15 protein-coding genes and 1 tRNA gene are annotated in these 24,630 nt (G+C 70.5%); 2 read left to right on the forward strand and 14 right to left on the reverse strand.

The annotated features are described in order from the left end of the window. Nucleotides 1-426: 426 nt before the first annotated feature. Genes panC through pcnB form a run of 4 tightly spaced genes read right to left on the reverse strand, consistent with a single transcriptional unit; the run spans nt 427 to nt 3,986 of the window. Nucleotides 427-1,266: a pantoate--beta-alanine ligase gene (gene panC, locus AB3X10_RS12685; protein WP_369975397.1), complete on the reverse strand. Its 840-nt coding sequence runs from the start codon at nt 1,264-1,266 to the stop codon at nt 427-429. Beyond that, nucleotides 1,263-2,081, reverse strand: coding sequence for a 3-methyl-2-oxobutanoate hydroxymethyltransferase (gene panB, locus AB3X10_RS12690; protein ID WP_369975398.1), 819 nt, complete (start codon nt 2,079-2,081; stop codon nt 1,263-1,265). Before panB ends, panC begins: the two co-directional genes overlap by 4 nt. 31 nt (nt 2,082-2,112) lie before the next feature. Beyond that, nucleotides 2,113-2,625 carry a 2-amino-4-hydroxy-6-hydroxymethyldihydropteridine diphosphokinase gene (gene folK, locus AB3X10_RS12695; protein WP_369975400.1) on the reverse strand — a complete coding sequence of 171 codons (513 nt, stop codon included), beginning with the start codon at nt 2,623-2,625 and terminating at the stop codon, nt 2,113-2,115. Next, nucleotides 2,622-3,986 carry a polynucleotide adenylyltransferase PcnB gene (gene pcnB, locus AB3X10_RS12700; RefSeq protein WP_369981806.1) on the reverse strand — a complete coding sequence of 455 codons (1,365 nt, stop codon included), beginning with the start codon at nt 3,984-3,986 and terminating at the stop codon, nt 2,622-2,624. The genes folK and pcnB overlap by 4 nt, the downstream gene beginning before the upstream one ends. Nucleotides 3,987-4,068: 82 nt before the next feature. On the opposite strand from pcnB, the gene AB3X10_RS12705 reads away from it, so the two are divergent. After that, nucleotides 4,069-4,143: transfer RNA gene (locus AB3X10_RS12705), tRNA-Glu, on the forward strand. A 57-nt stretch (nt 4,144-4,200) separates the two neighbouring features. On the opposite strand, the gene folE2 is transcribed toward AB3X10_RS12705, so the two are convergent. Together folE2 and AB3X10_RS12715 are read right to left on the reverse strand one after the other, a co-directional pair. Further along, the gene (folE2, locus tag AB3X10_RS12710; protein WP_369975401.1) at nt 4,201-5,187 is read right to left on the reverse strand and encodes a GTP cyclohydrolase FolE2; all 987 of its coding nucleotides are present in this window, start codon (nt 5,185-5,187) and stop codon (nt 4,201-4,203) included. Between the two features lie 75 nt (nt 5,188-5,262). After that, nucleotides 5,263-6,432, reverse strand: coding sequence for an N-acetylmuramoyl-L-alanine amidase (locus tag AB3X10_RS12715; RefSeq protein WP_369975402.1), 1,170 nt, complete (start codon nt 6,430-6,432; stop codon nt 5,263-5,265). Nucleotides 6,433-6,745: 313 nt separating this feature from the next. Here AB3X10_RS12715 and AB3X10_RS12720 point away from each other — a divergent pair, with 313 nt between their 5' ends. Beyond that, a complete protein-coding gene (locus tag AB3X10_RS12720) occupies nt 6,746-8,533 on the forward strand; it encodes a S53 family peptidase (protein ID WP_369975404.1) in 1,788 nt (595 codons plus the stop codon). A gap of 66 nt (nt 8,534-8,599) precedes the next feature. On the opposite strand, the gene AB3X10_RS12725 is transcribed toward AB3X10_RS12720, so the two are convergent. The 8 genes from AB3X10_RS12725 to AB3X10_RS12760 all read right to left on the reverse strand — a co-directional run bounded on the left by AB3X10_RS12725 (nt 8,600) and on the right by AB3X10_RS12760 (nt 24,496). Beyond that, a complete protein-coding gene (locus tag AB3X10_RS12725) occupies nt 8,600-10,030 on the reverse strand; it encodes a sugar porter family MFS transporter (RefSeq protein WP_369975405.1) in 1,431 nt (476 codons plus the stop codon). Between the two features lie 91 nt (nt 10,031-10,121). Beyond that, nucleotides 10,122-11,462, reverse strand: a complete 1,341-nt coding sequence (gene xylA / locus AB3X10_RS12730; protein ID WP_369975407.1) for a xylose isomerase — start codon at nt 11,460-11,462, stop codon at nt 10,122-10,124. Nucleotides 11,463-11,507: 45 nt separating this feature from the next. Beyond that, entirely contained in the window at nt 11,508-13,001 is a 1,494-nt protein-coding gene (gene xylB / locus AB3X10_RS12735) for a xylulokinase (RefSeq protein ID WP_369975409.1), read from the reverse strand. Then, nucleotides 12,998-15,376, reverse strand: coding sequence for a glycosyl hydrolase family 95 catalytic domain-containing protein (locus AB3X10_RS12740; RefSeq protein ID WP_369975411.1), 2,379 nt, complete (start codon nt 15,374-15,376; stop codon nt 12,998-13,000). Before AB3X10_RS12740 ends, xylB begins: the two co-directional genes overlap by 4 nt. A gap of 184 nt (nt 15,377-15,560) precedes the next feature. Continuing rightward, a complete protein-coding gene (locus AB3X10_RS12745; protein WP_369975412.1) occupies nt 15,561-18,458 on the reverse strand; it encodes a TIM-barrel domain-containing protein in 2,898 nt (965 codons plus the stop codon). A 54-nt stretch (nt 18,459-18,512) separates the two neighbouring features. Beyond that, nucleotides 18,513-20,231 (reverse strand): DUF5597 domain-containing protein, encoded by a 1,719-nt coding sequence (locus AB3X10_RS12750; RefSeq protein ID WP_369981808.1) that lies wholly within the window; start codon nt 20,229-20,231, stop codon nt 18,513-18,515. An 11-nt stretch (nt 20,232-20,242) separates the two neighbouring features. Then, the gene (locus tag AB3X10_RS12755; RefSeq protein WP_369975414.1) at nt 20,243-22,171 is read right to left on the reverse strand and encodes a sialate O-acetylesterase; all 1,929 of its coding nucleotides are present in this window, start codon (nt 22,169-22,171) and stop codon (nt 20,243-20,245) included. Between the two features lie 117 nt (nt 22,172-22,288). Then, nucleotides 22,289-24,496, reverse strand: a complete 2,208-nt coding sequence (locus AB3X10_RS12760) for a WD40/YVTN/BNR-like repeat-containing protein (protein ID WP_369981810.1) — start codon at nt 24,494-24,496, stop codon at nt 22,289-22,291. Nucleotides 24,497-24,630: the final 134 nt, after the last annotated feature.

Here is a 24,630-nt window from a genome sequence, read left to right on the forward strand (position 1 = left end):
AAGACGCGCAGTTTAGCAGCCGGAGGGTTAAGCGGCAGTGGCAGCAAGGGTTGGCGCAGCGTGTACGGCGTTGTCCGCTGCGCGTCCCGGCATGCCGGTCGTAGGGACATGATGTGACTGCGCGATGCGGCAAGGCGCGACGCGAGCGACGCCAACCGCAGCCAGCCGAGCGGCGAATCCCGCGCTGGCCGATGGCATCGCGTAGCGGCGAACCTGACGGCTTCGGACACCGTCGGGGCTAAAGCCCCTCCCACAGTGCACCCAGCCGGCTTGCCGCAGGTCCCTTGTGGGAGCGACTTCAGTCGCGACAAGCGAAGCGGCGAGGCCGACGGCTTCGGACACCGTCGGTACCGGAGCCCCTCGCACAATGCACCCAGTCGGCTGGCCGCGAATCCCGCCTGGCGCGACCGCCAGCGGCTAACGCGCTCAGAACTCCAGATTGTCGATCAGCCGGGTGCGCCCCAGCCGCGCCGCGATCAGCGCCACGCGCGGACCCTCGTCGTCGAGCGGCTCGCTGAGATCCGGCAGGCGCAGCACGGTGTAGTCCACGTCGAAACCGGCCGCCTGCAGCTGCGCGCTCGCCGCCGCCTCGGTCTCGGCGCGCGGACGCCCGGCGACGTGGCCGTCACGCATCGCCAGCAGGGTCTGCCGGATCTGCGCCGCGCGCGGCCGCTCCTCGGCCGACAGGTACTGGTTGCGCGAACTCATCGCCAGGCCATCGGCTTCGCGCACGATGCTGCCGCCCAGGATCTCGATCGGGAACGCCAGGTCGGCCACCATCTGCCGGATCACCGCCAGTTGCTGGTAATCCTTCTTGCCGAACGCGGCCAGGTCCGGCTGCACCTGGTTGAACAGGCGCGCCACCACGGTGCAGACGCCGTCGAAATGGCCCGGGCGGCAGGCGCCTTCCAGCACCTCGCTGACGCCCGGGGTGTGCATGCGCAGCGCCAGTTCCACGCCCAGCGGGTACATGCTCTCCACCGTCGGCAGCCACAGCACGTCGCAGCCGGCGCCTTCCAGGCCGCTGGTGTCGGCCTCGGGGGTACGCGGGTAGCGGGTGAAGTCCTCGTTCGGGCCGAACTGGGTCGGATTGACGAACACGCTGGAGACCACCCGGTCGGCGTACTGCCGGGCCAGCATCACCAGCGAGAAATGCCCGGCGTGCAGGTTGCCCATGGTCGGCACGAAGGCCACCCGCAGGCCCTGCCGCTTCCAGCCGGAAACGACGGCGCGCAGCCGGGCCAGGTCGGTGATGGTATCGATCATTTGGCGTAGGCGTGTTCGGCGTCGGGGAAGGTGCCGGCGCGCACCGCGTCGGCGTAGGCGCGCACGGCGCCGGCGATGGAGCCGCCCTCGGCCAGGAAGTCCTTGACGAAGCGCGGCCGCCGGTGGCCGCTGTCCAGGCCCAGGAAGTCGTGCAGCACCAGCACCTGGCCGTCGCAGTCGGGGCCGGCGCCGATGCCGATGGTGGGGATGTCGATCGCGGCGGTGATCCGCGCGGCCAGCGGCGACGGCACGCATTCGAGCACCAGCAGCGCGGCGCCGGCCGCGGCCACCGCCTTGGCGTCGGCAAGCAGCTTGTCCGCCGCGGCCTCTTCGCGGCCCTGGATCTTGTAGCCGCCGAAGGTCAGCACCGACTGCGGGGTCAGGCCCAGGTGCGAACACACCGGGATGTCGCGCTCGCTGAGGAAGCGGATCACCTCCAGCTTGTGCCCGGCGCCCTCCAGCTTGACCATCTCCGCGCCGGCCTGCAGCAGCCGGGTCGCCGCGTCCAGCGCGCGCTCCGGGGTGGCATCGGACTGGAACGGCAGGTCGGCCACCAGCAGCGCGCGCTGCAGCACCCGCGCCACCGCGGCGGTGTGGTAGACGATGTCGTCCACGGTCACCGGCAGGGTCGAATCGTGGCCCTGCACCACCATGCCCAGCGAATCGCCGATCAGGATCAGGTCCACCCCGTTGGCGTCGAACGCGCGCGCGAACCCGGCGTCGTAGGCGGTCAGCATCACCAGTTTCTGCTGGCGGCGCTTGGCCTCGGCCAGGGCGGGAACGGTCCAGGGCTTGCTGTCGGCGTGGCTGCTCATAAGCTCATGCGGTGCGGTGATAAGCCGGGCATTATCTACCGATTGCCACGATCCCGTCGGTTTCGATGCGGTCGCGTATGTCACGCACCGTTCCATGCCCGGGGATGACCGCCTCCGCGGCGATCTCGGCCAGCGGCAGCAGGGCGAAGCCGCGCTGGTGCAGGTGCGGGTGCGGCACCTGCAGCCCGGGCAGGTCGATCACCGCCTCGGCGTACAAAAGCAGGTCCAGGTCCAGGGTGCGCGGGCCCCAGCGCTCGCCAGGCGCGCGCTGGCGGCCGTGGCGTGCTTCCAGCGCCAGCAGCGCCTGCAGCAGCTCCGGCGCCGGCAGGCGCGTGCTCAGCACGGCGGCGGCGTTGACGAAGTCCGGCTGCGCCTGGTTGCCCCAGGCCGGGCTGCGATACAGCTGCGAGGCGCGCAGCAGGCGCGTGTGCGGCAGCGTGTCCAGCGCGGCCAGGGCCGCGCGCAGGGTCGCCACCGCATCGCCCAGGTTGCCGCCCAGGCCGATGCAGGCCTGCACCGGCGCGGGAACGATCGGCTCGCTCACTCGGCCGGGGCGGCGGCATCCGGACGCCGGCGCCGGCGCCGGCGGCGCTTGGGGGTTTCCTCGCTGTCGGCCGGAGCCATCGCCACCTCGTCGCCGACGTAGTCGATCTCCGGGTCGAAGCCGCGCGGCGGCGGCGCGTAGCCGGGCTGCTGCTGCAGTTCGCGCCAGTAGGCGATGTCGGCCTCGTGCTCGGCCGAGGCCGACTGGCGCAGGATCAGGAAATCGAACGCGGCGCGGAAGCGCGGGTGCGACAGCGTCCGCACCACCCGCTTGCGCTGGCGCGAGGTGAAGCGCGACTGCAGCAGCCAGATCTCCTGCATCGGCAGCGAGAAGCGCCGCGGCAGCGCGACCGTGCTCAGCTGGTGCAGGGTCACCCGGTCGGCGGCGCGGCGCTGCGCCTCCTCCAGCTGCATGCCCTGCTTCTGCAGCGCCATCAGCGCGCGGCAGTAGGCCGGCCACAGCAGCAGCGCGAACAGGAACGCCGGCGACACCGGCTCGTCGTTGGCCACCCGCGCATCGGTGTTGCGCAGGCCTTCGACCAGCATCCGCCGCAGCGCGCCGCTGCGGTTGGAGTTGAGCGCCGCGGCGCTCTCCGGGAACAGCGCGGCCAGCAGGCCGTAGCGTTCCAGGCCTTCGAAGCTGGCCACGCCGTTGCCGGACAGGAACAGCTTCAGCACTTCCTCGAACAGCCGCGCCGGCGCCGCTTCGGCCAGCAGCCCGGCCAGGCGCGGGATCGGCTCGGCGGTGGCCGCTTCGATCTCGAAATCCAGCTTGGCGGCCAGGCGCACCGCGCGCAGCATGCGCACCGGGTCTTCGCGGTAGCGCTGCTCGGGGTCGCCGATCAGGCGCATCAGCCGCGCCTGCACGTCGGCGAAGCCGCCGGTGTAGTCGCGCACCGAGAAATCCTCGATCGCGTAGTACAGCGCGTTGCAGGTGAAGTCGCGGCGCACCGCGTCGTCCTCGATGCTGCCGTAGACGTTGTCGCGGACCAGGCGGCCGTTGTCGAGCTCGCGGTCGCCGCTGCCGTCGTCGACGTTGGCGCGGAACGTGGCCACTTCGATGATCTCGCGGCCGTAGACCACGTGCGCCAGGCGGAAGCGGCGGCCGATCAGGCGGCAGTTGCGGAACAGCTGCTTGACCTGCTCGGGGGTGGCGTCGGTGGCGACGTCGAAGTCCTTGGGCTGCAGCTCGACCAGCAGGTCGCGGACCGCGCCGCCGACCAGGTATGCGCCGAAGCCGGCTTCGCGCAGCCGGTACAGCACGCGCAACGCATTGGGACTGATGTCCTTGCGCGAGACGTTGTGCTGATCGCGCGGGATCAACTGCAGAGTGAACGGCGATGGAACTGGCGGATTGATGATGGCGCTTCCGTATCGAGTTGCGGGATTGCCGCCGGGCGGCTAGCCCCATATACTAGCGCCCTGCAATCGACGCGACCAACCTGCTCCCTTCGTCTAATGGTTAGGACGTGGCCCTCTCAAGGCTAAAACAGGGGTTCGAGCCCCCTAGGGAGCACCATCGCCGCCTCGCCTGCAGTGAAAACCACAAAAGCCCCGCCCTGGCGGGGCTTTTGCGTTATGGGCCGCATGGCGCCGGATGCGCGGATGCGCCGTCGGCCCCCTCGCCGGCCGCGAACCGCTCTGCAGGCGCGGCGTCGAGGTCGCCGGCCTCGGCCACCGCATCGTGCGGATGCAGGCTTTCCAGGTGGCGCACCTGGATCCGCACGCCGCCATAGCGCGTCGCCAGCGCCTGCTGCAGGCGCCGTGCGGCGTCCTCCACGTACATCAGGTTGGCGCCGTTGAGGCGGGCGAACGCCTGTTCGTCGGCGCGGCGCACCGCGGCCTGCACCGGCGTGGCCAGGCTCCGCTCGGCCAGCTCGATCAGCGCGCCCAGGTCGAAACGCACCGCGCGCGGCGAGACCGCCACCTGCAGCGTGGCGATGCTGCGCTGGCTGTGCGGGGTGGCATGGCTGCCATGCTGCAGCAGCCAGGCCGCGACCGCGTCCGGGTGCAGCGACGCCTGCCCGGCGTGCTGTTGCAGGAACGCGTCCGCGAGCGATTGCCGCGCCAGCGCCGCCGAGCATGGGCAGGTCGAGGAATAGAGCACGTCCACCCCGACCTGGATGCGCGCATGCGCGCCGCGCAACTGCGCGTCGATCCGCAACGGATACGCCTTCCAGCCGGCCAGCCCTTCGCTGCGCAGCGCGGGGCTGCGCCGCAGCAGCGCCATGCGCAACGAGATCCGTGCCGCGGTGGAGGCGCAATCGGCATGGCTGTGCACCATCGCCTGCAGCAGCTGCGCCAGCCGCGACGGCGACAGCGCCTGCTCCGCGTATGCGTCCAGCAGCCGGTACAGCCGCGACATGTGGATGCCCTTGACCTGCGGCGACGGCAGGTCCACGTGCAACGCGGCCTGCGCCGGCAGGCGCTCGGTCTCGACCGCATCGCACAGGCGGACCGGCACGGCGATGCCGTCCATGCCCACCCATTGCAGCGAGGCGGCGATGGCGGGCGCTTCGTCGCAAGCGACATCGGGCAAGGGCGATCGGAGTGGCGGATTCATTGGACCGGCGGCAGGACATGATGATGGGCGATGCGTGCGCGCGGCGAGCACCGCGGCGCCGCGCAGCGGGCAGGCTCAGGCAGGGTGGATCGGGAACGCCTGGAAGTAATCGTCGATGCCCAGCTGCAGCGACTGCGCCAGTTCTTCCTGGTGGCGGTCGCTGACCAGCCGGCGGCAATCGTCGGCATTGCTCATGAAGCCGGTCTCGACCAGCAGCGACGGAATGTCCGGCGATTTGAGCACCGCGAAGCCGGCCTGGCCGACCTCGCCCTGGTGCAAGCGGGTGACCTGCTGCAGGCGCCCGAGCATGCGCTTGCCGAACTGCAGGCTGGTGGCGATGGTGCCGCTCATCGACAGGTCCACCAGCACCTTCGACAGCACCGGGTCCTTCTGCCGCAGATAGCGCTCGGCGACATTGCCGTACTGGTCGGCGCTGTTCTCGCTGTCGGCGATCCAGCGCGCCAGCGCCGAACTGGCGCCGTTTTCCGACAGCGCGTACACCGAGGCGCCCTGCGCGCTGCGGTTGGGCGCCGCATCGGCATGGATCGACACGAACAGATCGGCCTTGCGCTGGTGCGCGATCACCACCCGCTCGTGCAGCGGCACGAAGCGGTCGTCGCTGCGGATCATCGTCGGCCGGTAGCGCGGATCGGCCTGCAAGGCCTGGTACAGGCGCCCGGCCACGGCCATCGCCACGTGCTTCTCGTAGCGCGCATCGGCGCTGACCGCGCCCGGGTCCTTGCCGCCATGGCCGGCATCGATGGCGACCACGCGCGGCCGCGACGGCGTCGCGATCGAGGTGCGCGGCGGCACCGCGATCGCCGCAGCGGGCGCGGCCGCCATGGCGTCGGCCGGTCCGAGGTCGAGCAACAGCTGCGGCGACGGCCCCGCAGCAGCCGTGTCCCACTGCGCGTTGGCCGCCACCGGACGGCGCAGGTCCAGCACGAGGCGCAGGCCGTCGCCGTGCGCGCCGCTCCGGATCGCGGCGACCACGCTGTCCTGCGCCGGCGGCAGGATCGGCGGCGGTGCGGCGGCCACCTCGGGCAGATCCAGCACCAACCGCTCCGGCGCGGCCAGGGCGAAGACGCGGTAGTCCACCGCCGTCTCCAGTTGCAGGCGCAGGCGCAGGCGGCCCGCTTCGGTTTCCAGGGTGCAGGCCAGCAGCCGCGGCGCCGCGGCGCGCGCGAACCCGGGCGCCAACAACAGCGCGGCACCGGCCAGGCCCAGCCATTCGCGGCGGTTCATGCGCTCCCCGGCCTTGGCGCTCGACGCCGGACCATGACGGAATGACGTGCACGGGAAACGGGATGACGGGACACGGAAATGCTCTTTTTTGTAATGTTATAAAATAACAATACTGACGCCAAATGTCATCGCCCGCCACGGCGCCGTACTGCCCCGCTTCAGCCCGCATGCCATCGCGGCAGGCGATGCGGACGCCCGCGCGCGCATGCGCCGGCACCGAGCCCTGAAATCGCGTAGACGGCGACAAGGAAACCGGAACTCCTTCGCCACCCGCCGTGTCCAGCCAACTCCCTTCCGCAGCGAGCATCGAGAAATGAAAAAACACCGTTCCCGCAAACTGCTGTTGAGCAGCGCGCTGTGCGCCGTTGCCAGCGCCGCCGGCGCCGCGCCCGCGGACGGCTGGGTCGAGACCGCGACCGGCAGCCAGGTCGCCGCTGGCCATGCGCTCGCCCGGCCGGAGCAGGCGCTGGACCCGGCTCCGCTGGACGCACGGCTGGACATCAGCATCGTGCTCAGGCCGGCGAATCCGGCTGCACTGCGCCAGGCGACAGCGGCGCTGACGGCGCAGATCGCCGCCGACCCGGCCCTGCAGGCGCGGGCCAAGGCCTTGGCGACGCCGAACGCCGCCGACGTGCAGCGGGTCACGGACTACCTGCTCGGCAAGGGCATCACCGGCGTGCGCGCGGCCGGCAACGGCAGCCTGCTGCAGGCCAGCGCGAGCGTCGGCGCGATCCAGGCCGCGTTCGACACCGCGATCCGCCGCTACACCGCCGACGGCCAGACCCACTACGTCAACGAAGGCGCGGCCAAGGTGCCGGCCGCGCTAGCCGGCAGCGTGGTCGGCGTGCTCGGCCTGGATACCGTGCGCAGCGCGGCGCCACCGCGGATCCTTCCACAGCAGCTGGACAAGGCCGCCAGCGCCGCCGCGGTGTCGCCGCAGGCGACGGCCGCAGCGACCGGGACCGTCGCGGTGATGCATCCGGTGGAAGACCTGCCGGTGCTGTACGACGCCGCGAGCCTGCCCGCCGCCGCCAGCACCACCGCCGCGATCATCGCCGCAGGCAACCTCGAGAACACGCTGCTGCGCCTGGCCAGCTTCCAGGCGCAGCACCGCCTGCGCGCCAACGTGCGCGTCGTGCAGGTCGGCGATCCGGCCGCGGCCGGCTACCGCTCCAGCGACGCCAGCAAGCAGAACGAAGTGGAATGGGACATGGACACCCAGTTGCTGCTCGGCAACGCCGGCGGTCTGCGCACGCTGATCATCTACAACGTGCCGGACTTTTCCTGGAAGAGCCTGATCGACGGCGTGCAGCGCGCCGTCGACGACAATGCGGCCAGAGTGGTCAGCACCTCGATCTACGGGCCGGAGGGCTCGGTCTCGCAGGACATCTACCAGGCCTTGAACGCCAGCCTCGACCAGGCGGTCGGCAATGGGCAGAACTTCCTGTTCTGCAGCGGCGACGACGGCATCTACACGCCGCAGAGCGCCAGCGACACCCCGCCCTACTACGCCAGCCTGCTGGGCAAGCCGGAGCAGCGCCAGGTCGGCTTCCCCGCCTCGCATCCCTACGCGATCGCGGTTGGCGCCACCGAATTGCGCACCCCTGCCGGCGCCAGCAGCACCTATGGCAGCGAAATCGCCTGGAACGCACACCGTGGCCACGGCATCACCCAGGGCGGGATCAGCAAGCTGTACAGCGCACCGAGCTGGCAGAAGACCCTGATCCCCGGCATGGTCCGTAGCGGCTACCGCGCAGTACCCGACGTCAGCTTCAACGGCTCGGGCGACAGCAGCGCGTTCGTCCTGCAGACCGGCAGCAACGGCAACCAGATCAGCGGCTATGTCTATGGCACCAGCGCCGCGACGCCGACCTTCGCCGGCCTGCTCGCGCGGGTGCTGCAGGCCAACGGCAGCCGGATCGGCTTCGTCGCGCCGGCGCTGTACGCCTATGCGAAGAACGCGGACGGCAAACACGACGTGACCAGCGGCGACAACGGTCTGTACGGCGACGGTTACAGCGCCGCGACGGGCTGGGACGCCGTGTCCGGCTGGGGCAGCGTGGACATGCTCGCGTTCAACCGCTACCTGCAGTCGCATTGAGCCGGGCGCGGCGCGCAGCGCCGCCCTCGGCAGCGCCGGCGCGATGAGCTCGCGCCGGCACCGGGTTCACCCCTGCATCTGCTCCAGCTCGCGGCCCTTGGTCTCGTACACGTACTTGAGCACGAAGAACACCGAGATGAACGCGGCCACGGTGTAGATGCCGTAGGCGCCGGCCAGGCCGATGCTGCCGAGCAGGATCGGGAACGACACGGTGATGGCGAAGTTCGAGGTCCACTGCGCCGCGCCCGCCACCGCCAGGCCGGAGCCGCGGATCTGGTTCGGGAACATCTCGCCCAGCATCACCCACATCACCGGGCCCCAGGACATGTTGAAGAAGATCACGTAGACGTTGGCGGCGATCAGTGCCAGCCGGCCCATGCCCGGCGACATCGCCAGCTTGCCGGCCTCGTCCAGCGAGGCGCTGGCGAAGGCCAGCGTGACCAGCGCCAGCGACACCGCCATGCCGGCCGAACCGATCCAGAGCAAGGGTTTGCGCCCGATCTTGTCGATCAGCAGCACCGTGATCAGGCAGGCGCCGATGCTCAGCGCGCCGGACAGCACGTTGATCAGCAGCGAATCGCTCTCGGAGAAGCCCACCGCCTGCCACAGCACCGCGCCGTAGTAGAACACCACGTTGATGCCGACCAGCTGCTGGAAGGTGGCCAGGCCGATGCCGATCCATACGATCGGGCGCACCTTGCCGGTGACCTTGCTGACCAGGTCCGACAGCTTCGGCTTGTGCTGGTCCGCGGCCAGCGAGGCGGAGATCTCGGTCAGCTTGGCGTTGGCCTCGCGCAGCCCGTAGAGCTTGGTCAGCACCGCCAGCGCATCCTCGCGGCGGCCCTTGACCACCAGGTAGCGCGGGCTTTCCGGGATAGCCAGCAACAGCAGCAGGAACAGCAGCGACGGGAACGCCTGCATCCAGAACATCCAGCGCCACGCGGCCTGGCCCAGCCACAGCGGCTCGGTCGAGGCGCTGGCCAGCTTGACCAGCACGTAGTTGCTCAGGAACGCGGTGAACAGGCCGCTGATGATGGCGATCTGCTGCACCGTGGCCAGGCGCCCGCGGTAGCGCGCCGGCGCGACCTCGGCGATGTACGCCGGCGACATCACGCTGGCCGCGCCGACCGCGAAGCCGCCCATGACCCGGGCGCAGACGAAGAACACGGAGCTGTGCGCGGCGCCGGCGCCGAGCGCGGACAGCAGGAACAGCACCGCGGAGATGATCAGCACCGCGCGGCGGCCGAGGCGGTCGGCCAGCCAGCCGGCGAAGAACGCGCCGATCGCGCAGCCCAGCAGCATCGAGGCGACCTCGAAGCCGGTGCCGGCGGCGCTGGAATGGAAGGTCTGCTTGAGGCCGTCGACGGTGCCGTTGATCACGCCGCTGTCGAAGCCGAACAGGAAGCCGCCGATGGTGGCGACGCAGCTGATGAGGATGATGAGACGCGTGTTCTCGCCTGCGCCATCGGCGTGGCGGTCTAGGGATACGCTGGACATGGAGTCACCTGGTGTCGTGCAGGAAGGAAGGCGGCCATCGGGGGGAGGACGACACGGCCGGCGGCAACGCTGCCGCCGGCCGCCGCGCGCATCAGCGGATCAGGTACTGGTTGATCAGGTTCTCGTAGGCTTCCTGGCGGCCGCTGGCCTGCTTCGGCTCGCCGGCCTTGGCCGCGTGCGCGGCCAGGTCCGCCAGCGAACTGCTGCCGGCCGCGAACGCCGCGCCGGCGCCGCTGTCGAAGCTGCTGTAGCGCTCGGCGCGCCACTGCTCCAGCGGCGAGGACGTCAGCAGCGCATGGGCCACTTCCAGCCCGCGCGCGAACGCGTCCATGCCGCCGATGTGCGCCAGGAACAGGTCCTGCGGATCGGACGACTCGCGCCGCACCTTGGCATCGAAGTTCAGCCCGCCCGGCGCCAGCCCGCCCTGGCGCAGCACCACCAGCATCGCGCCCACCGTGTCGTACAGGTCTGTCGGGAACTGGTCGGTGTCCCAGCCGTTCTGCGGATTGCCGCGGTTGGCGTCGATGCTGCCCAGCAGCCCGGCGTCGGACGCCACCTGCAGGTCGTGCTCGAAGCTGTGGCCCGACAGCGTGGCGTGATTGGCCTCGATGTTGAGCTTGAAATCGTTGTCCAGGCCGTGCTGGCGCAGGAAGCCGATCACCGTGGCGCTGTCGAAGTCGTACTGGTGCTTCATCGGCTCCATCGGCTTGGGCTCGATCAGGAAGTTGCCGGTGAAGCCGATGCTGCGGCCGTAGTCGCGGGCGATGGTGAGGAAGCGCGCCATGTTGTCCTGCTCGCGCTTCATCTGCGTGTTGTGCAGGCAGGCATAGCCTTCGCGGCCGCCCCAGAACACGTAGTTCTCCCCGCCCAGCTCCACCGTCGCCTCCAGCGCGGCCTTGACCTGCACCGCCGCGCGCACGACCACGTTGAAGTCCGGGTTGGTCGCCGCGCCGTTCATGTAGCGCGGGTGCGAGAACAGGTTCGCGGTGCCCCACAGCAGCTTGATGCCGGTGTCGGCCTGGCGCTGCCTGGCGATGCCGACCATGTGCTTGACGTTCTTCTCGTACTGGCCCACGTCCTCGGCGTCCGGCGCCAGGTCCACGTCGTGGAAGCAGTAGTACGGCACGCCGAGCTTGGTGAAGAACTCGAACGCCGCATCGGCCTTGGCCTCGGCGCGGCCCAGCGCGTCGCTGCCGGCGTCCCACGGATAGGCGCGCGTGCCCGGCCCGAACGGATCGGCGCCGTTGCCGCAGAAGCTGTGCCAGTACGCCACCGCGAAGCGCAGGTGCTCGGCCATGGTCTTGTCGCCGATCTTCTTGTCGGCCTCGTAGACCTTGAATGCCAGCGGATTGTCCGAGGCCTTGCCTTCGAACGCGATGCGGCCGATGCCCGGGAAGTATTCCTTGGCGCCGATGTAGACGGAGTTGCTCATGAAGAAGTCCTGGTGTGCGTTTGCGGGGGAAAAAGGTGGGTCGGTTCAGCCGGCGTAGAGCGGGCCGATGGCGTGCAGGTGCTTGAGGAAGGTCTGGTAGTGCGCCTGGTACTGCGCGCCGCGCTGCGGATCGGGCTGCGCCGACAGCGCGGCGTCGTCCTGCTGGTGCTGCAGCACCACCTCGGCCAGGCTGGCGCGGTCGCCCTGCGCGTGGCCGTCGGCCCACAGCGCCTGCAGCGCGGCGCCGAAGGCCGCGCCCTCGGCCTGCGCCGGCACGTGCACCGGCAACCCGAACAGGTCGGCGATCAGCTGCCGCCAGCCGGCGCTCTTGCTGCCGCCGCCGGTGACGTAGATCGAGTCGAACGCCAGCCCGGCATCGACGAAGGCGTCGAAGCCGTTGCGCAGGCTGTAGGTCGCGCCTTCCATCGCCGCGCGGTAGAAATGCGCCGGGGTGGTGTTGTGCAGGTCCATGCCGGTCATGCAGCCGCGCGCGGCCGGCAGGTTCGGGGTGCGCTCGCCGTTGAAGAACGGCAGCAACACCAGGCCGCCGGCACCCGGCGCGGTGGCCTCGAGCAAGGCCTCGCCCTGCCCAGTCTTGATCCCGAACAGGCGCGAGATGGTCTCGGTGGCGACGGTGCAGTTCATCGTGCAGATCAGCGGCAGCCAGCCGCCGCTGGACGAACAGAACGCGGCCCAGCGCGCGGCGTCGTCGACCACGGGCCGATCGGCATACGCGAACAGCGTGCCGGAAGTGCCCAGGCTCATCGTCAGCCGCCCCGGCACCACGTTGCCGGTGCCGATCGCGGCCATCATGTTGTCGCCGCCGCCGGTGGCCACGCGCACCTCGCGCGGCAGCCCCAAGGTCTGCGCCGCGGCCGCGGACAGGGCGAAGGTGGTCTCGGTCGGCACCAGCGGCGGCAGCGCCGCGGCCAGGTCGCGCTGCGGGTCGATCGCCTGCAGCAGCGGTGCCGACCACTGCCGGGTGCGCACGTCCAGCCAGCCGCTGCCGGAGGCGTCGCCGAATTCGGTGTAGCGCTCGCCGGTCAGCCAGAAGTTGACGTAGTCGTGCGGCAGCAGCACCGAGGTCATCGCCGCGTAGGCGTCGCTGCGGTGCTTGCGCGTCCACGGCAGCTTGGAGGCGGTGTAGCCGGCCAGGATCGGGTTGCCGGCCAGTTCCACGCAACGCTGTTCGCCGCCGGCGGCCTGCATGATCTCCTCGCACTCGCGCTGGGTGCTGGTGTCGCACCACAGCTTGACCGGCGCGGTCACCTGCCCCTGCGCATCCACCGGCACGAAGCCGTGCTGCTGGCCGGAGACCGAAATCGCGCGCACCTGCGCGCGCTGCTCCGCGGTCAGCGCGGCGAAGCAGGCGACGATGCCGTCGATCCACCACTGCGCCTGCTGCTCGCGGGTGCCGTCGTCGCGGCTGATCAGTTCCAGCGCATGGCCGTGCGTGGCGACCACGCGGCGGCTGTGCGCATCGTAGGCCAGCAGCTTGACGCTCTGCGTGCCGACGTCCAGGCCGATATACAGACTCATTGCCGCACCAGCCGATCGTTGTGCAAACCCAGTTCCATCGTCGCTCCAGGGGAAAGGTCGGCGGTCAGGGTCTGCCCGCCATAGACCAGAGTGTAGTGCCCGCCGCGGTCGCTGCTCAGTCGCGCATGCTGCAGGCGACCGTCGCGCCAGGCCAGGTCGACGCCGGCCGCGCCGCGCACGCGCAAACCGCGCACCTGTCCCTGCGGCCAGGCCTGCGGCAGCGCCGGCAACAGCCAGATGCTGTCGCCCCAGCTCTGCAGCAGCATTTCGGTGATGCCGGCGGTGCCGCCGAAGTTGCCATCGATCTGGAACGGCGGATGCGCGTCGAACAGATTCGGGTAGGTGCGCTCGGGCGACAGCAGCATCGCCAGGATACGGTGCGCGTGCTCGCCGTCGTGCAGCCGCGCCCACAGGTTCAGGCGCCAGCCGATGCCCCAGCCGGTAGCGCTATCACCGCGGATCTGCAGCGAGCGCCGCGCCGCGGCGGCCAACGCCGGGGTGTCGCGCAGGTTGATCTGGCTGGACGGATGCAGCGCGTACAGGTGCGAGACGTGGCGATGGTGGATTTCCGGCGCCTGCATGTCCCAGTCCTGCTGCCACTCCTGCAGCTGTCCGGCGCCGCCGATGCGGTCCGGCGGCAGCTGCGCGCGCAGCTCGGCCAGGCGCGCGCCGAAGGCCGCATCCACGTCCAGCAACCGGCCCATTTTGATGCACTGCGCAAAAAGATCGCGCAACAATTGCGCGTCCATCGCCGGGCCGGCGCACAGCGCGGCGCCGAACGGATGCCGGTTCTCCGGCGACAGCGACGGGTTGGTCACCATCGCCCCGGTCTGCGGATCGCGCACCAGGGTGGCGACGAAGAACTCGGCCGCGCCCTTGAACAGCGGATAGACGCGCTGCAGGTAGGCGCGGTCGCGGCCGTAGTCCCAGCGGTCCCACAGCTGTTGCAGCAGCCACACCCCGCCCAGCGGCCACAGGCTCCACTGCGCGCCGTCGATCGGCCCGGCCTGGCGCCACAGGTCGGTGTTGTTGTGCACCACCCAGCCCGGCGCGGCGTACATCGCCCGTGCGGTGCGCGCGCCGGTCTGGGCGAGATCGAACAGCATCGCCTCCAGCGGCTCCACGCATTCGTGCAGCGCGTTGGCCTCGCTGGGCCAGTAGTTCATCTCGGTGTTGATGTTGACCGTGTACTTGCTCTCCCACGGCGGCTGCATCAGGTCGTTCCAGATGCCCTGCAGGTTGGCCGGCTGGCTGCCCGGGCGCGAGCTGCTGATCAGCAGGTAGCGGCCGTACTGGTGGTAGAGCGCGGCCAGCGCCGGATCGTGGCCGTCGGCGTAGCGGTGCACGCGTTCGTCGGTGGGCAGCTGTGCGGCGTCGCTGCCGCCCAGGTCGATCGCGACCCGGCGGAACAGGCGCCGGTGCTCGGCCAGGTGCCGCTCGCGCAATTGCGCGTAGGACAGCGCCGCCGCGGTGCGCAGCTGCGCGGCGCTGAGCGCGAGCGGATCGCCGCCGACGTCGTCGTAGCGCCGGTAGCTGGTGGCCGCGGTCAGCAGCAACACGACTTCGTCGGCGCCGTCGATGCGGATGCGCCCGCGTTCGACGCGGGTGCTGCCGCCGGTGGCCCGCGGCAGCACGCGCAGGGCGAAGCGCAGCCCGCCCTCGATGCCGGCGAAACCGGCATTGCGGCCGGCGAACAGCAGCGCGCCCTGCTCCTCGGTCACCTCGCCCGCCTGCGGGCTGTCGATGCCGACGCGCAGCGAGATGCGGCCGGGCTTATCGCATGACAGCCGCACCACGATGCACTGCTCGGTCGGCGAGACGAATACCTCGCGCAGATGGGTGGCGCCGCCTGAAGCGAAGCGGGTGCTGGCCACTGCCGTGTCCAGGTCCAGCTCGCGCCGATAGCCGTCGATGCCGTCGGCGCGGTCGTAGTCGAGCAGCAGATCGGCCAGCGGCTGGTACGGCATCTGCTTGAGCGGGCGCGACAGCAGCTTGGCGTCGGCCAGCGCTTCGGCGTCGGCGTAGCGGCCGGCGAAGATCAGTTCGCGTACCTGCGGCAGCGCCGCCAGCGCCTCCGGCGAGGTCGCATCGTAGGGCTGGCCGGCGTACAGCGTGTCTTCGTTCAACTGCAGGCGTTCGTGGGCGATGCCGCCCCACACCATCGCACCGAGCCGGCCATTGCCGACCGGCAGCGCCTCCACCCATTGCGTGGCCGGGCGCCGGTACCACAGCACCAGCGCGGCGGAATCGGCGGCCGGCGCCGCCACCGGCGCACGCGCGGACGCGGCGCGGGCCGCGGCCGGCACGGCCAGACCGGCCACCAGGCCGGCGCCGATCGCCTTGCACAGTTCGCGGCGGGTCAGCGCGATGCTCATCCGGCGCATCCGCCCGGATGCAGCGCACCCGCAGCCGACTGCACGCGACAGGCGACGGGCACCGCCGCGGACCGCTGCGCGACCGACGCGATGCACGAGGACACGGCATTGGTGCGGCGATCGCACCGCGGCGCAGCCTGCGCTGCGCCACGATCCCCGCCCGGACAGCCGCGCAACCCAGCCATTACTTCGCCTTGGCCTTGTTGCGCTTGGCGCCCTTGGCCGCCTTGCGCGCCACGCTCAGGCTCTTGCCGCTGTACTGCACGCTGGCGTCGGCCTTGGGCTCCAGGGCGCCGGTCTCCTCGCGCAGTCCGTCGACGAAGCGCACGTTGATGGTGCGCTTGGCCAGCATGCCCGGCCAGCCGCCTTCGCGCGCGCCGATGGTCAGCACGCCCTTGGCCTCGTCCCAGCGCAGCGGAATGCGGCTGAACTCGCCCTTCTCGTAGCCATAGCCCTTGCCGTCGTCCTCGTACAGCGAGAACTGGCCATCGGCGCCGGTGTAGACGACCACGGTCAGCGGCGCGTTCGGCACTTCGTCCACGTACTGCTGCACGGTGGTGGTCGGCACGATGGCACCGGCGCGCACGAACAGCGGCATGCGCTCCAGCGGCGCGGCGGCGTCGATGCTCTGGCCGCCGTCGTAGCGCTTGCCGCTGTTGAAGTCGATCCACGAGGTTCCCGCCGGCAGGTAGACCTGGCGCGAGGTGGCGCCGAAGCGGGTCACCGGTGCGACCAGGAACGCCGGCCCGAACAGATACTCGTCGTTGATGTCGGCGACCTTGGGATCGTGCGGGAAGTCCATCGGCAGGCCGCGCATCATCACCCCGTCGTGGTGGTAGGTGTCGCCGGCGAGCGTGTAGATGTACGGCAACAGGGCATAGCGCAGGCGGCTGTAGTACGCCATGCTCGAATAGTACGGCGTGCCTTCCGGGGCGATGTTCCAGATCTCGCGGAACGGGAACTGGCCGTGCGAGCGGAACAGCGGCACGAACGCGCCGAACTGGAACCAGCGCGTGTTGAGCTCGCGCCATTCCTGCTGGTGCGCCGGCTCCTGCTTCTCGTAGCGCTGCTCCACCGCGAAACCGCCGATGTCGAAGGTCCAGTTCGGCAGGCCGGACATGGAGACGTTGACGCCGGCGGAGATCTGGTCGCGCATGTCGTCCCAGCGCGAGACGATGTCGCCGCTCCACACCGCCACCGCGTTGCGCTGGGTGCCGGCATAGCCCTTGCGCGAGAGGATGAACACGCGCTTGCCGTCGGCGGCGCGGTCGCCGGCGTAGACGCCATGGGTGTGCGGCAACGGATAGGAATTGAAGAACTCGGTGGACGGGCCCAGCGCGGTCGGCGTGGTCCGCGCCTTGCGCTCGCCGATGTCCAGGTTGGAGTGCACGTCCGGCTCGTCGGCGTCCATCCACCAGGCATCGAAGCCCTTGCGGTTGAGCTTCTCGTTGACCTGGCGCCAGTAGATCGCCTGCGCGTCGGCCGAGTACGGGTCGTAGAACGAGTTCGTGTAGCCCTTGCCGATCCAGTCCAGCTCGCCGACCTCGACGTTGCGCTTGTACATGTGCCCGGCGGCGTCGAGTTCCTTGTAGTTGGCGGTGGTCGGATAGAACTTGGGCCAGATCGAGATCATGATCTGCGCGTGCATGTCGTGCACCGACTTGACCATGCCGTCCGGATCGGGGAAATGCGTCTTGTCGAAGTCGTGCGAACCCCACGCGTTCTCCGGCCAGTACGACCAGTCGAGCACGATGTTGTCGATCGGCAGCTTGCGCTTGCGGTACTCGGCCAGCGCGGCGACCAGTTCGTCCTGGCTCTTGTAGCGCTCGCGGCTCTGCCAGAAGCCGTAGGCCCACTTCGGCAGCAGCACCGCCTTGCCGGTCAGCTCGCGGTAGCCGGCGATGACCTGGTCGGCGTCGGCGCCGGCGACGAAGTAGTAGTCGATCATCTGCCCGGCCTCGGACCACAGCGACAGGTCCTTGGCCTCCGCCGCCGGCAGCGGGTCGCGGTGCAGCAGCGCGATGTAGCTGGGGTCGATCAGGTCCCACTCGACCTTGATCTTGTGGCGCTGGCCAGGCTGCAGCTGCAGCGCGAATTCGTTGTGCCACGGATTCCAGTTCTGGCGCCAGCGATCCACCACCAGCTTGCCGTCGACCCACAGCTTGGCGTACTCGCTGGAGTACAGCGAGAAGCTGTGCTCGCCGCCGCTCCTGGCCTCGATCTCGCCTTCCCAGCTGACCTGCATGCGGCTCTTGTCGCTGGGCTTGGCCTTGCCCGGGTACTTGGCCAGGTCCTTGATGTACTGGTAGTTGAGTTCCTTCTCGCGGCGCTCCAGCACCTGCTTGCCGTTGACCGAATAGCGCGCGGTCAGCGCGCCCGGCTTGCCCTTGGCGTCGTACAGCTTCAGCGACGCCGGCAGCGGCTGCAGGCCGCGAGGATCGCCCATGCGGGTGATCGAGTTGTTGTCCCACAGGATGCCGTAATTGCGGCTGGACACCAGGTACGGCACCGCCAGGTCGATATTGCTCTGCAGCAGCTCGACGTTGCGGCCCTTCTGGTTCATCCAGCCCTGCTGGTGCTGGCCGAAGCCGTAGAAGGCCTCGTCATCGGGCGAGGCGAAGCGCTGGCGCGTGCTCAGGTAGGATTTTCCTTCCACCTTCAGCGGCGCGAAGCTGCGCCCGCCCGCCACTTCCGCCAGCAGCGGCTTGCCGGCGGCATCGGCGAAACTGACATGGCCGTCGACCGTGGACACCTGCGCGGTGACCTTGGCGGTCTTGATCCGCACCGTGTCGCCCTGCTCGTCGAACTGGTAGGCGGTGTCGCCCTGCACCGGCACCCGCATCAGGCTCGGCGTGCGCTTGAAATCGCCGTCCGGATCGGCGCTGACGCGGATGATGCCGCTGTCCACCACCTGCAGCCGCACCGCCGCGGCGCCCTTGGCGCTGGGGTGCACGGTGACGCCGTCGGCGTCCTTCTTCACTTCCTGCGCATCGACGCCGGCGGCGAGCAGCGCCAGCGACAGGGCCAGCAGGCGCGGCAGCGGCTTCAGCGCCAGGCGGACGGGACGGTTCGAGTTGTGCATGTTCACTCCCTTGTGTCACGGATGACGGCGCCGCACGCCGGCGGCGCCGAGATGTCAGTAGGTGGCCAGCTTGATCTTCAGCAACTGCGGCATGTCGGAGAAATTGACCCCGTAATCGGTCTGATCGCCGTTCCAGTTGCGCTGGAACCGCCATTGGTCGCCATCGTAGAAGCCTTCCTCGACCCGGTCGTAGACCATGTTGGCGGTCGCCTCGCTGGCCGGATGCAGGGTCACCCGTACGTGGTGGCCGGTGACCAGGAATTCGTCCGGGCCCAGTTCGGCGATCAGCGCCGCACCGCTCGGCTCGGGGTTGCCGGGCGGCTCGCCCTTGAACCAGAACTGCGGCACGCCATAGGTGATGGTCGCGCTCCAGCGTTCGTTGAGGCGCAGCTCCTGCACCGGCTGGCCCGGTTCTTCGGCGGTGCCGTGCAGCTTGCCCTCCGCGGCGGCCTTGGCGAACGCACGCATGCCCAGGCTCACCGACTTGAAGCCGAGCGCGAACGGGGCCATGGTCGGCTCGTCCACTTTCTTGGCGCCCAGCGGCCAGTTGGAATAGCCGCTGTAGTCGATGCCGAAGGTCGACCAGCCGATGCCGTCGTGGCCGAGCGCGGCGTACAGGTAGCGCGCGTATTCGGGGCGGTTGCCGGTCTCGGCGACGAACAGCGGGTTGTCCGGCCGCGCGTAGCGATCGAGCACGGTGATGTACGGCGTGTAGTCGGGCAGGTAGATGTCCGGCGCCAGCAGGTCGATGTGCGGCGCGGCCGCCTTCCATACGTCGAGCACGTTGTCGGTGGGGCCGCCGCTGGCGTACTGGCCGGGCTGGCCGGGATTGAACGGGCCGCGCAGCGCCGCGTTGACGTACATCGGCAGCGGGTACTCGGCCTTGCCGGCCGCGGCCACCTGGTCGATGAAGTGGCCGATGTGCCAGGCATGGAAGAACTCGTCGGCGTCGGCGCCGAACACCTGCGCCCAGGTCCCCGGCGGCTTGCCCAGTTTCTGCAGCAGCGCCTCGGGCACCGGTCCGTCGAAAGCTTTCTGCGCCAGCGGCGAGAAATCGCGCACGCTGCCGTAGGTGCCGGGTTCGTTCTCCGGCTGCACCATCAGCACGGTGCGCTGCGGGTCGGCCTGCTTGAGGTGCTTCATGAAGGCGACGAAGGCCTTGCGGTCGGCGTCCAGCGTGGCCGGCGCCAGCGGCGACAGCGAACCGAGCGCCTTGCCGTCGCGGGTGATGACCCGCGGGAAGCGCGTGTTGTCGGTCTTGACCCAGTGCGGCGTATAGGCCGGGCCGTTGTTCTTCCAGGTGCCGAACCACAGCAGCACCAGCCGCACCTTGTGCTCGCGCGCCTGCGCCAGCAGCGTGTCGACGAAGGAGAAATCGAACTTGCCCTCCTCCGGCTCCACCTGCTCCCAGGCGATCGGCACCTGCACGGTATTGGGGCCGAGGAACTGCATCGCCGGCCACACCTTGTCCAGCGCCGCCGGGTAGTTGCTGGAATTGTTGACCTGCGCGCCGAGGATCAGGAACGGCGCGCCATCGACCAGCAACGTGTGCTTGCCGTCCTTGCTGAGCAGCTGCGGGATCGGCGCCGCAGCCGTTGCAGTGCCGGGCTGGCCCGCGGCGGGGGTGGCGGCGGCAGGCTTGGCGGTGCCGGCATCGGTGGGCGCCGGCTCCTGCGCGCACGCGGCCAGGCCGAGCGCGAGCGCCGTGGCCAGCAGCGGGCGCCAGTGGCGGCGGACGGGAAACGGGCGGAAAGCGCGGGAATGCATGCGGATAGGACTCCGTGTCACCAGGTATCGGTTCGGAAAGGGGAAACGGGCAGCTGCTCGCGGTTGACCAAGTTGGCCTCGGCCGGGTTTTCGCTCCAGGCATAGCGCACCGCCTGCGGCTGCGCCACCTCCGCGCTCTCGACCACGACCCGGTCGCCGTCGATGCGCGCCTGTGCCGGATGGAAGCGCCGGTCGGCGCCGGCCACGCTGAAACCGCGCAGTTGCGCGGCGCCGCCGCGCACCGCCAGTGCGCTGCCCATCGGATCGAAGCGCAGCGTCACCGCATGCTGGCCGAACTCGGCCTGCGCGAACACCGGCGCGCTGTAGACCAACTGTTCGCCATAGGCCACGTGCCGCGCGGCCAGCGCGAGGCGATGGCCGACGTCCTGCTTGTTGGTCGGGTGGATGTCGCCGGGATTGCCGATGTCGATGGTCACCGCCTGCGCGGTCGCCGGCAGCGCCAGGGTCCTGGACTGCGATTCGCGCAGCTGCGCCCACGGGCTCAGTTCGCCCTTGTCGGAACCGGCCTGGAAATTGGCCAGTTGCACCCACAGGAACGGCAGCTGCGGCTGCGCACGCTCCTGGCGCCAGCTGCGGATCAGCGCCGCGAACTGGTCGCGGTAGCGCAGCGCGCCGTAGGCGTAGGCATTGCTCTCGCCCTGGTACCAGATCACGCCCTTGACCGGGAACGGCTGCAAGGGATGGATCATGCGGTTGTACAGCAGGGTCGGCTGCTGGTTCCTGCCGTCGTCCAGCGACACGCTGACCTTGGCCGGGCGGAATTTCCAGTCCTGCAACGGACGCCTGGTGCCGTCGCCGAGTTGCACGAAGCGCTCGCTGTCCTCGCCGTGCAGGCCGCCACCGCCGCTGAGATCGGTCACCTGCACCGCGATGCTGTTGCGTCCGGCCTTCAATGCGGTCGCGGGGACGCGGTACACGCGCGGCAGGTTCCATCGATTTTCGGTCTGCCCGACCGCCTGGCCGTTGACGTAGGTGACGTCCGAGTCGTCGATCTGGCCGACGCCCAGGGTGATGCCGGCCTTCGCTTCCTGCGCGCTGAGGGTGAAGGCGCTGCGGTACCAGGCGATGCCGTCCATGCCGTCGTAGCCGCTCGCCTCCCAGTTCCGGTCGACCGCGATGCGGTCCCAGTCGCCGTCGTCCAGGTCGGCGTCGCGCCATTGCGCGGCGCCGTCCTGCACCGCCGGCCAGCGCGCGATGCGCTGCCGCACCGCGGCCAGGGTCTGCGCATCCTTGGCCTGCAGCGCCGCGATGCGTTGCCCGGTCTGCGCCGCGTCCATGCCCAGCGCATCGGCGTCCATCCACGCCTCGATCGCGCTGCCGCCCCAGCTGCTGTCGACGATGCCGATCGGCACGCCGGTACTCTTGCGCAGCTCGCGCGCGAAGAAATAGCCGACCGCGGAAAAGGCGCCGGCGTCCTGCGGCGTGGCCGGCGTCCATGCGCCGCCGGCCAGGCGTTCCTCGGGTTGCACAGACCACGACTTGGGCACCTTGAAATGGCGCAGCTGCGGATCGTTCGCCGCGGCCACTTCGCGCGCGCCGTCGCGCGCCTGCGCCAGCGGCCACTCCATGTTGGACTGGCCGCTGGCCAGCCACACGTCGCCGACCAGCACATCGCCGATGCGGCGCCGCGCACCGTCGCCCTGCACCTCCAGCACGTACGGCCCGCCGGCCGCATGCGCCGGCAACTGCGCCTGCCAGCGGCCGTCGGCGGCGGCGACCGCGCTCGCCGCGCCGCCGTCCAGGCGCACCTGGATGCGCGCGCCGGGCGTGGCCCAGCCCCATACCCGCATCGGCACGTCGCGTTGCAGCACCGCGCCGTCGGCGAACAGCAACGGCAGTTGCAACTCCGCCCAGGCCGATGCAGGCAGCGCCGCCAGCGCCAATGCGGCCAGCCAGTGCAGACAACGGGAAGGACGTGCGCTCATCGGATCGATCCTGCGTTGGGTGTTGCCACCGGCGCCAGCGCGCACGGCGGCCGGGACGCTCGCGCGGCGCCCGCACACACGGGCGCAACCACACGTGCGCGGCGCTGGCCGCGCGGACTACGGTGCATCGCCATAGAAGATGCCTCGGCCACCGGTGGCGAAATAGACGCGGCCGACCACGCGCGGATCGCCGGTGACCGCGTAGGGACGGCCGAAGCGGTGCGCGTCGTCGTCGATGCGCTGCCAGCGGCGGCCTTCGTCCTCGGAGCGGAACAGCCCGCTGACGCCGTCCACGGTGCCGGCAAGGAACAGCATCGGTGGCACACCGTCGCGCGGCGCGCGGCCCAGGCCAAGCGAGCGCGCTTCCTGCACCTTCGACAGCACGTGCAGCTTGCCGTCGCGCCAGCGCATCACCCCATGGCTGGGACTGGCCAGGTAGACCACGCCGGCGCGCGCCGGATCCGGGCGCAATTGCGGACGGGTGCGCTCGGCGCCTGCCGGCACGCCGACATCGACGCCGTCGTCGCGGAAACGGCGGCCGCCGTCCTCGCTGAGATAGAAGCGGCCGCTGGATGCATCCACGGCGTACCAACGCTGCGCATCGACCCGGTCAGCCTCGATCAGCAGGCTGCCGGAGGCGCCTTCCACGCGTTGCCAGTGCCGGCCCCAGTCGTCGCTGGCCCAGGCGCTGCCGCCGTTGCGCGGCGACCAGATCACGCGGCTGCCGTCGGCGTTGATCGCGATATGCCCGGCGCCCTCGCCCACCGGCGGCTCGCTGGCGAAGGCGCTCCAGCTGGCGCCGCCGTCGCGCGACCAGGCGGCCCGGACCTCGCCGTCGCGCCGCTCGCGCAGCGTGCCGCTGCGCACCACCAGCTGCGGCGCCTGGCCGGCCGCATCGATGCTCTCGCCGTTGGTCAGCCGCGGCCCGGCGAACTGCGATTGCGCGCGCTCCAGGCTGTCGTGGCGGAAGCCGTCGATGTCGCCGAGCGCACTCAGCAACGGCGCGCCCTGCGCCGGGCTGAGCAGGTCCAGCGGCACGGTTTCCTCCAGCCCCGCGTCGGCGAACCACCACTGCACCTCGCCCTGGCCCGCATCGACCGCACGCAGGTTGCGCGAGGCCCAGATGCCGTAGCCGGTGACGAACAGCGCGCGATCGCTGTCGAACGGATCGATGGCCAGCGACGCCATCCAGTGCGGGCGGGCCTGCGCGGTCCACGGCGCGGCGTCGTGCGCGAAGCGCGAGCGCGGGAACAGCGGCACCCAGCTGCGCCCGCCATCGGTGCTGCGGTAGATGTCGTCGCCGGGCATGTAGCGGCGGAAGGTGCTGGCGATCAGCGTGTCCGGCTGCCGCGGGTCCACCGCCACCGCGCCCCAGCCGAAGCCCGGCCCGCTGCGCGGCTGCGGTACCGGGGTGATGTCGGTCCAGCGCGCCGCGGCCGGTTCGTACTTCCAGACCGCGCCATTGGCCATCAGGTCCGGACCCGGTTCGTCGCCGTAGCTGAGGTAGTAGATGCCCGCACTGGAGCGCACCATGTGGCTGGGACGCAGCCCGGTGGGCTGTCCCGGCACCGGCTGCCAGCTGCGTCCGCCATCGACGGACACGAACAGGCTCTGCTCCCGGGTGGACACGCCGACGTAGATGCGCTGCGACGCGCCGCCGCCGGCGGCACTGGCCGGGTCGAACAGCACGAAGGCGATGCCCACCTGCTGGCGGCGTCCGGCGTGGTTCACCGCGCTGGCCGACGGTCCCGTGGCCACCGCCGGAAACGACGCCACCCGCTGCCAGTGCGCACCGCGGTCGGCGCTGCGCCACAGGCCGGCATCGCGCGAGCCGAGCAGCAGCACGCGGCCGTCGTTGGGATCCACCGCGAGCCGCTCGCCGTTGCCGCGGCCCAGCTCGTTGCCGCCCAGCTTGAACGGCAGATCGGTGCGCGCGAAGCTGCGCCCCTGGTCGTGCGAGCGCAGCAGCGCGGCGTTGCCGGCGCGCTCATGCAGGTAAGTGCCAGCGGCCAGGTACAGCGCCTGCGGATCGTGCGGATCGATCGCGAACGCATCGATGCCCATCAGGTTCTGGTCGTCCGCACCGAGCCAGTCGGTCAAGGCGGTCCAGCGCGACGCCGCCGCGTCCCAGCGGTAGGCGCCGCCGACATCGGTCCGCGCATACAGCAGTCCCGGCTGCGCCGGATGGAACAGCAGGCCGCTGACGAAACCGCCGCCGCCGATGGCGACGCTGCGGAACTGGTACGGCGCCGGCGGCGCGGCCAGCGCCGGCACCGCGATCCACAGCAGCGCCAGCGCCAGCCAGGCCAGCCGCCGCCGCACCATGCGTTGCAGTGCCTCAGGTCCCAGCAAACGCTGTTGCCGCATCGTGCGTTCCACTCCGATTGCAGCCGACGGCCAGGCCATCGGCAGGAAATCCCCCGTTCCGGCGACGCCGCGCGCGCCGGAACGGGGGACCG

The organism is Xanthomonas sp. DAR 80977, assembly GCF_041240605.1.
Classification (GTDB): domain Bacteria; phylum Pseudomonadota; class Gammaproteobacteria; order Xanthomonadales; family Xanthomonadaceae; genus Xanthomonas_A; species Xanthomonas_A bundabergensis.

What these genes read in the sequence shown, in the direction of transcription:
- panB (WP_369975398.1), bottom strand. Translation starts at nt 2,081, where the DNA reads ATGAGCAGCCACGCCGACAGCAAGCCCTGGACCGTTCCCGCCCTGGCC.
- xylB (WP_369975409.1), bottom strand. Translation starts at nt 13,001, where the DNA reads ATGAGTCTGTATATCGGCCTGGACGTCGGCACGCAGAGCGTCAAGCTG.
- panC (WP_369975397.1), bottom strand. Translation starts at nt 1,266, where the DNA reads ATGATCGATACCATCACCGACCTGGCCCGGCTGCGCGCCGTCGTTTCC.
- AB3X10_RS12745 (WP_369975412.1), bottom strand. Translation starts at nt 18,458, where the DNA reads ATGCACAACTCGAACCGTCCCGTCCGCCTGGCGCTGAAGCCGCTGCCG.
- AB3X10_RS12755 (WP_369975414.1), bottom strand. Translation starts at nt 22,171, where the DNA reads ATGAGCGCACGTCCTTCCCGTTGTCTGCACTGGCTGGCCGCATTGGCG.
- AB3X10_RS12720 (WP_369975404.1), top strand. Translation starts at nt 6,746, where the DNA reads ATGAAAAAACACCGTTCCCGCAAACTGCTGTTGAGCAGCGCGCTGTGC.
- AB3X10_RS12760 (WP_369981810.1), bottom strand. Translation starts at nt 24,496, where the DNA reads ATGGTGCGGCGGCGGCTGGCCTGGCTGGCGCTGGCGCTGCTGTGGATC.
- AB3X10_RS12740 (WP_369975411.1), bottom strand. Translation starts at nt 15,376, where the DNA reads ATGAGCATCGCGCTGACCCGCCGCGAACTGTGCAAGGCGATCGGCGCC.
- AB3X10_RS12715 (WP_369975402.1), bottom strand. Translation starts at nt 6,432, where the DNA reads ATGAACCGCCGCGAATGGCTGGGCCTGGCCGGTGCCGCGCTGTTGTTG.
- AB3X10_RS12725 (WP_369975405.1), bottom strand. Translation starts at nt 10,030, where the DNA reads ATGTCCAGCGTATCCCTAGACCGCCACGCCGATGGCGCAGGCGAGAAC.
- xylA (WP_369975407.1), bottom strand. Translation starts at nt 11,462, where the DNA reads ATGAGCAACTCCGTCTACATCGGCGCCAAGGAATACTTCCCGGGCATC.
- folE2 (WP_369975401.1), bottom strand. Translation starts at nt 5,187, where the DNA reads ATGAATCCGCCACTCCGATCGCCCTTGCCCGATGTCGCTTGCGACGAA.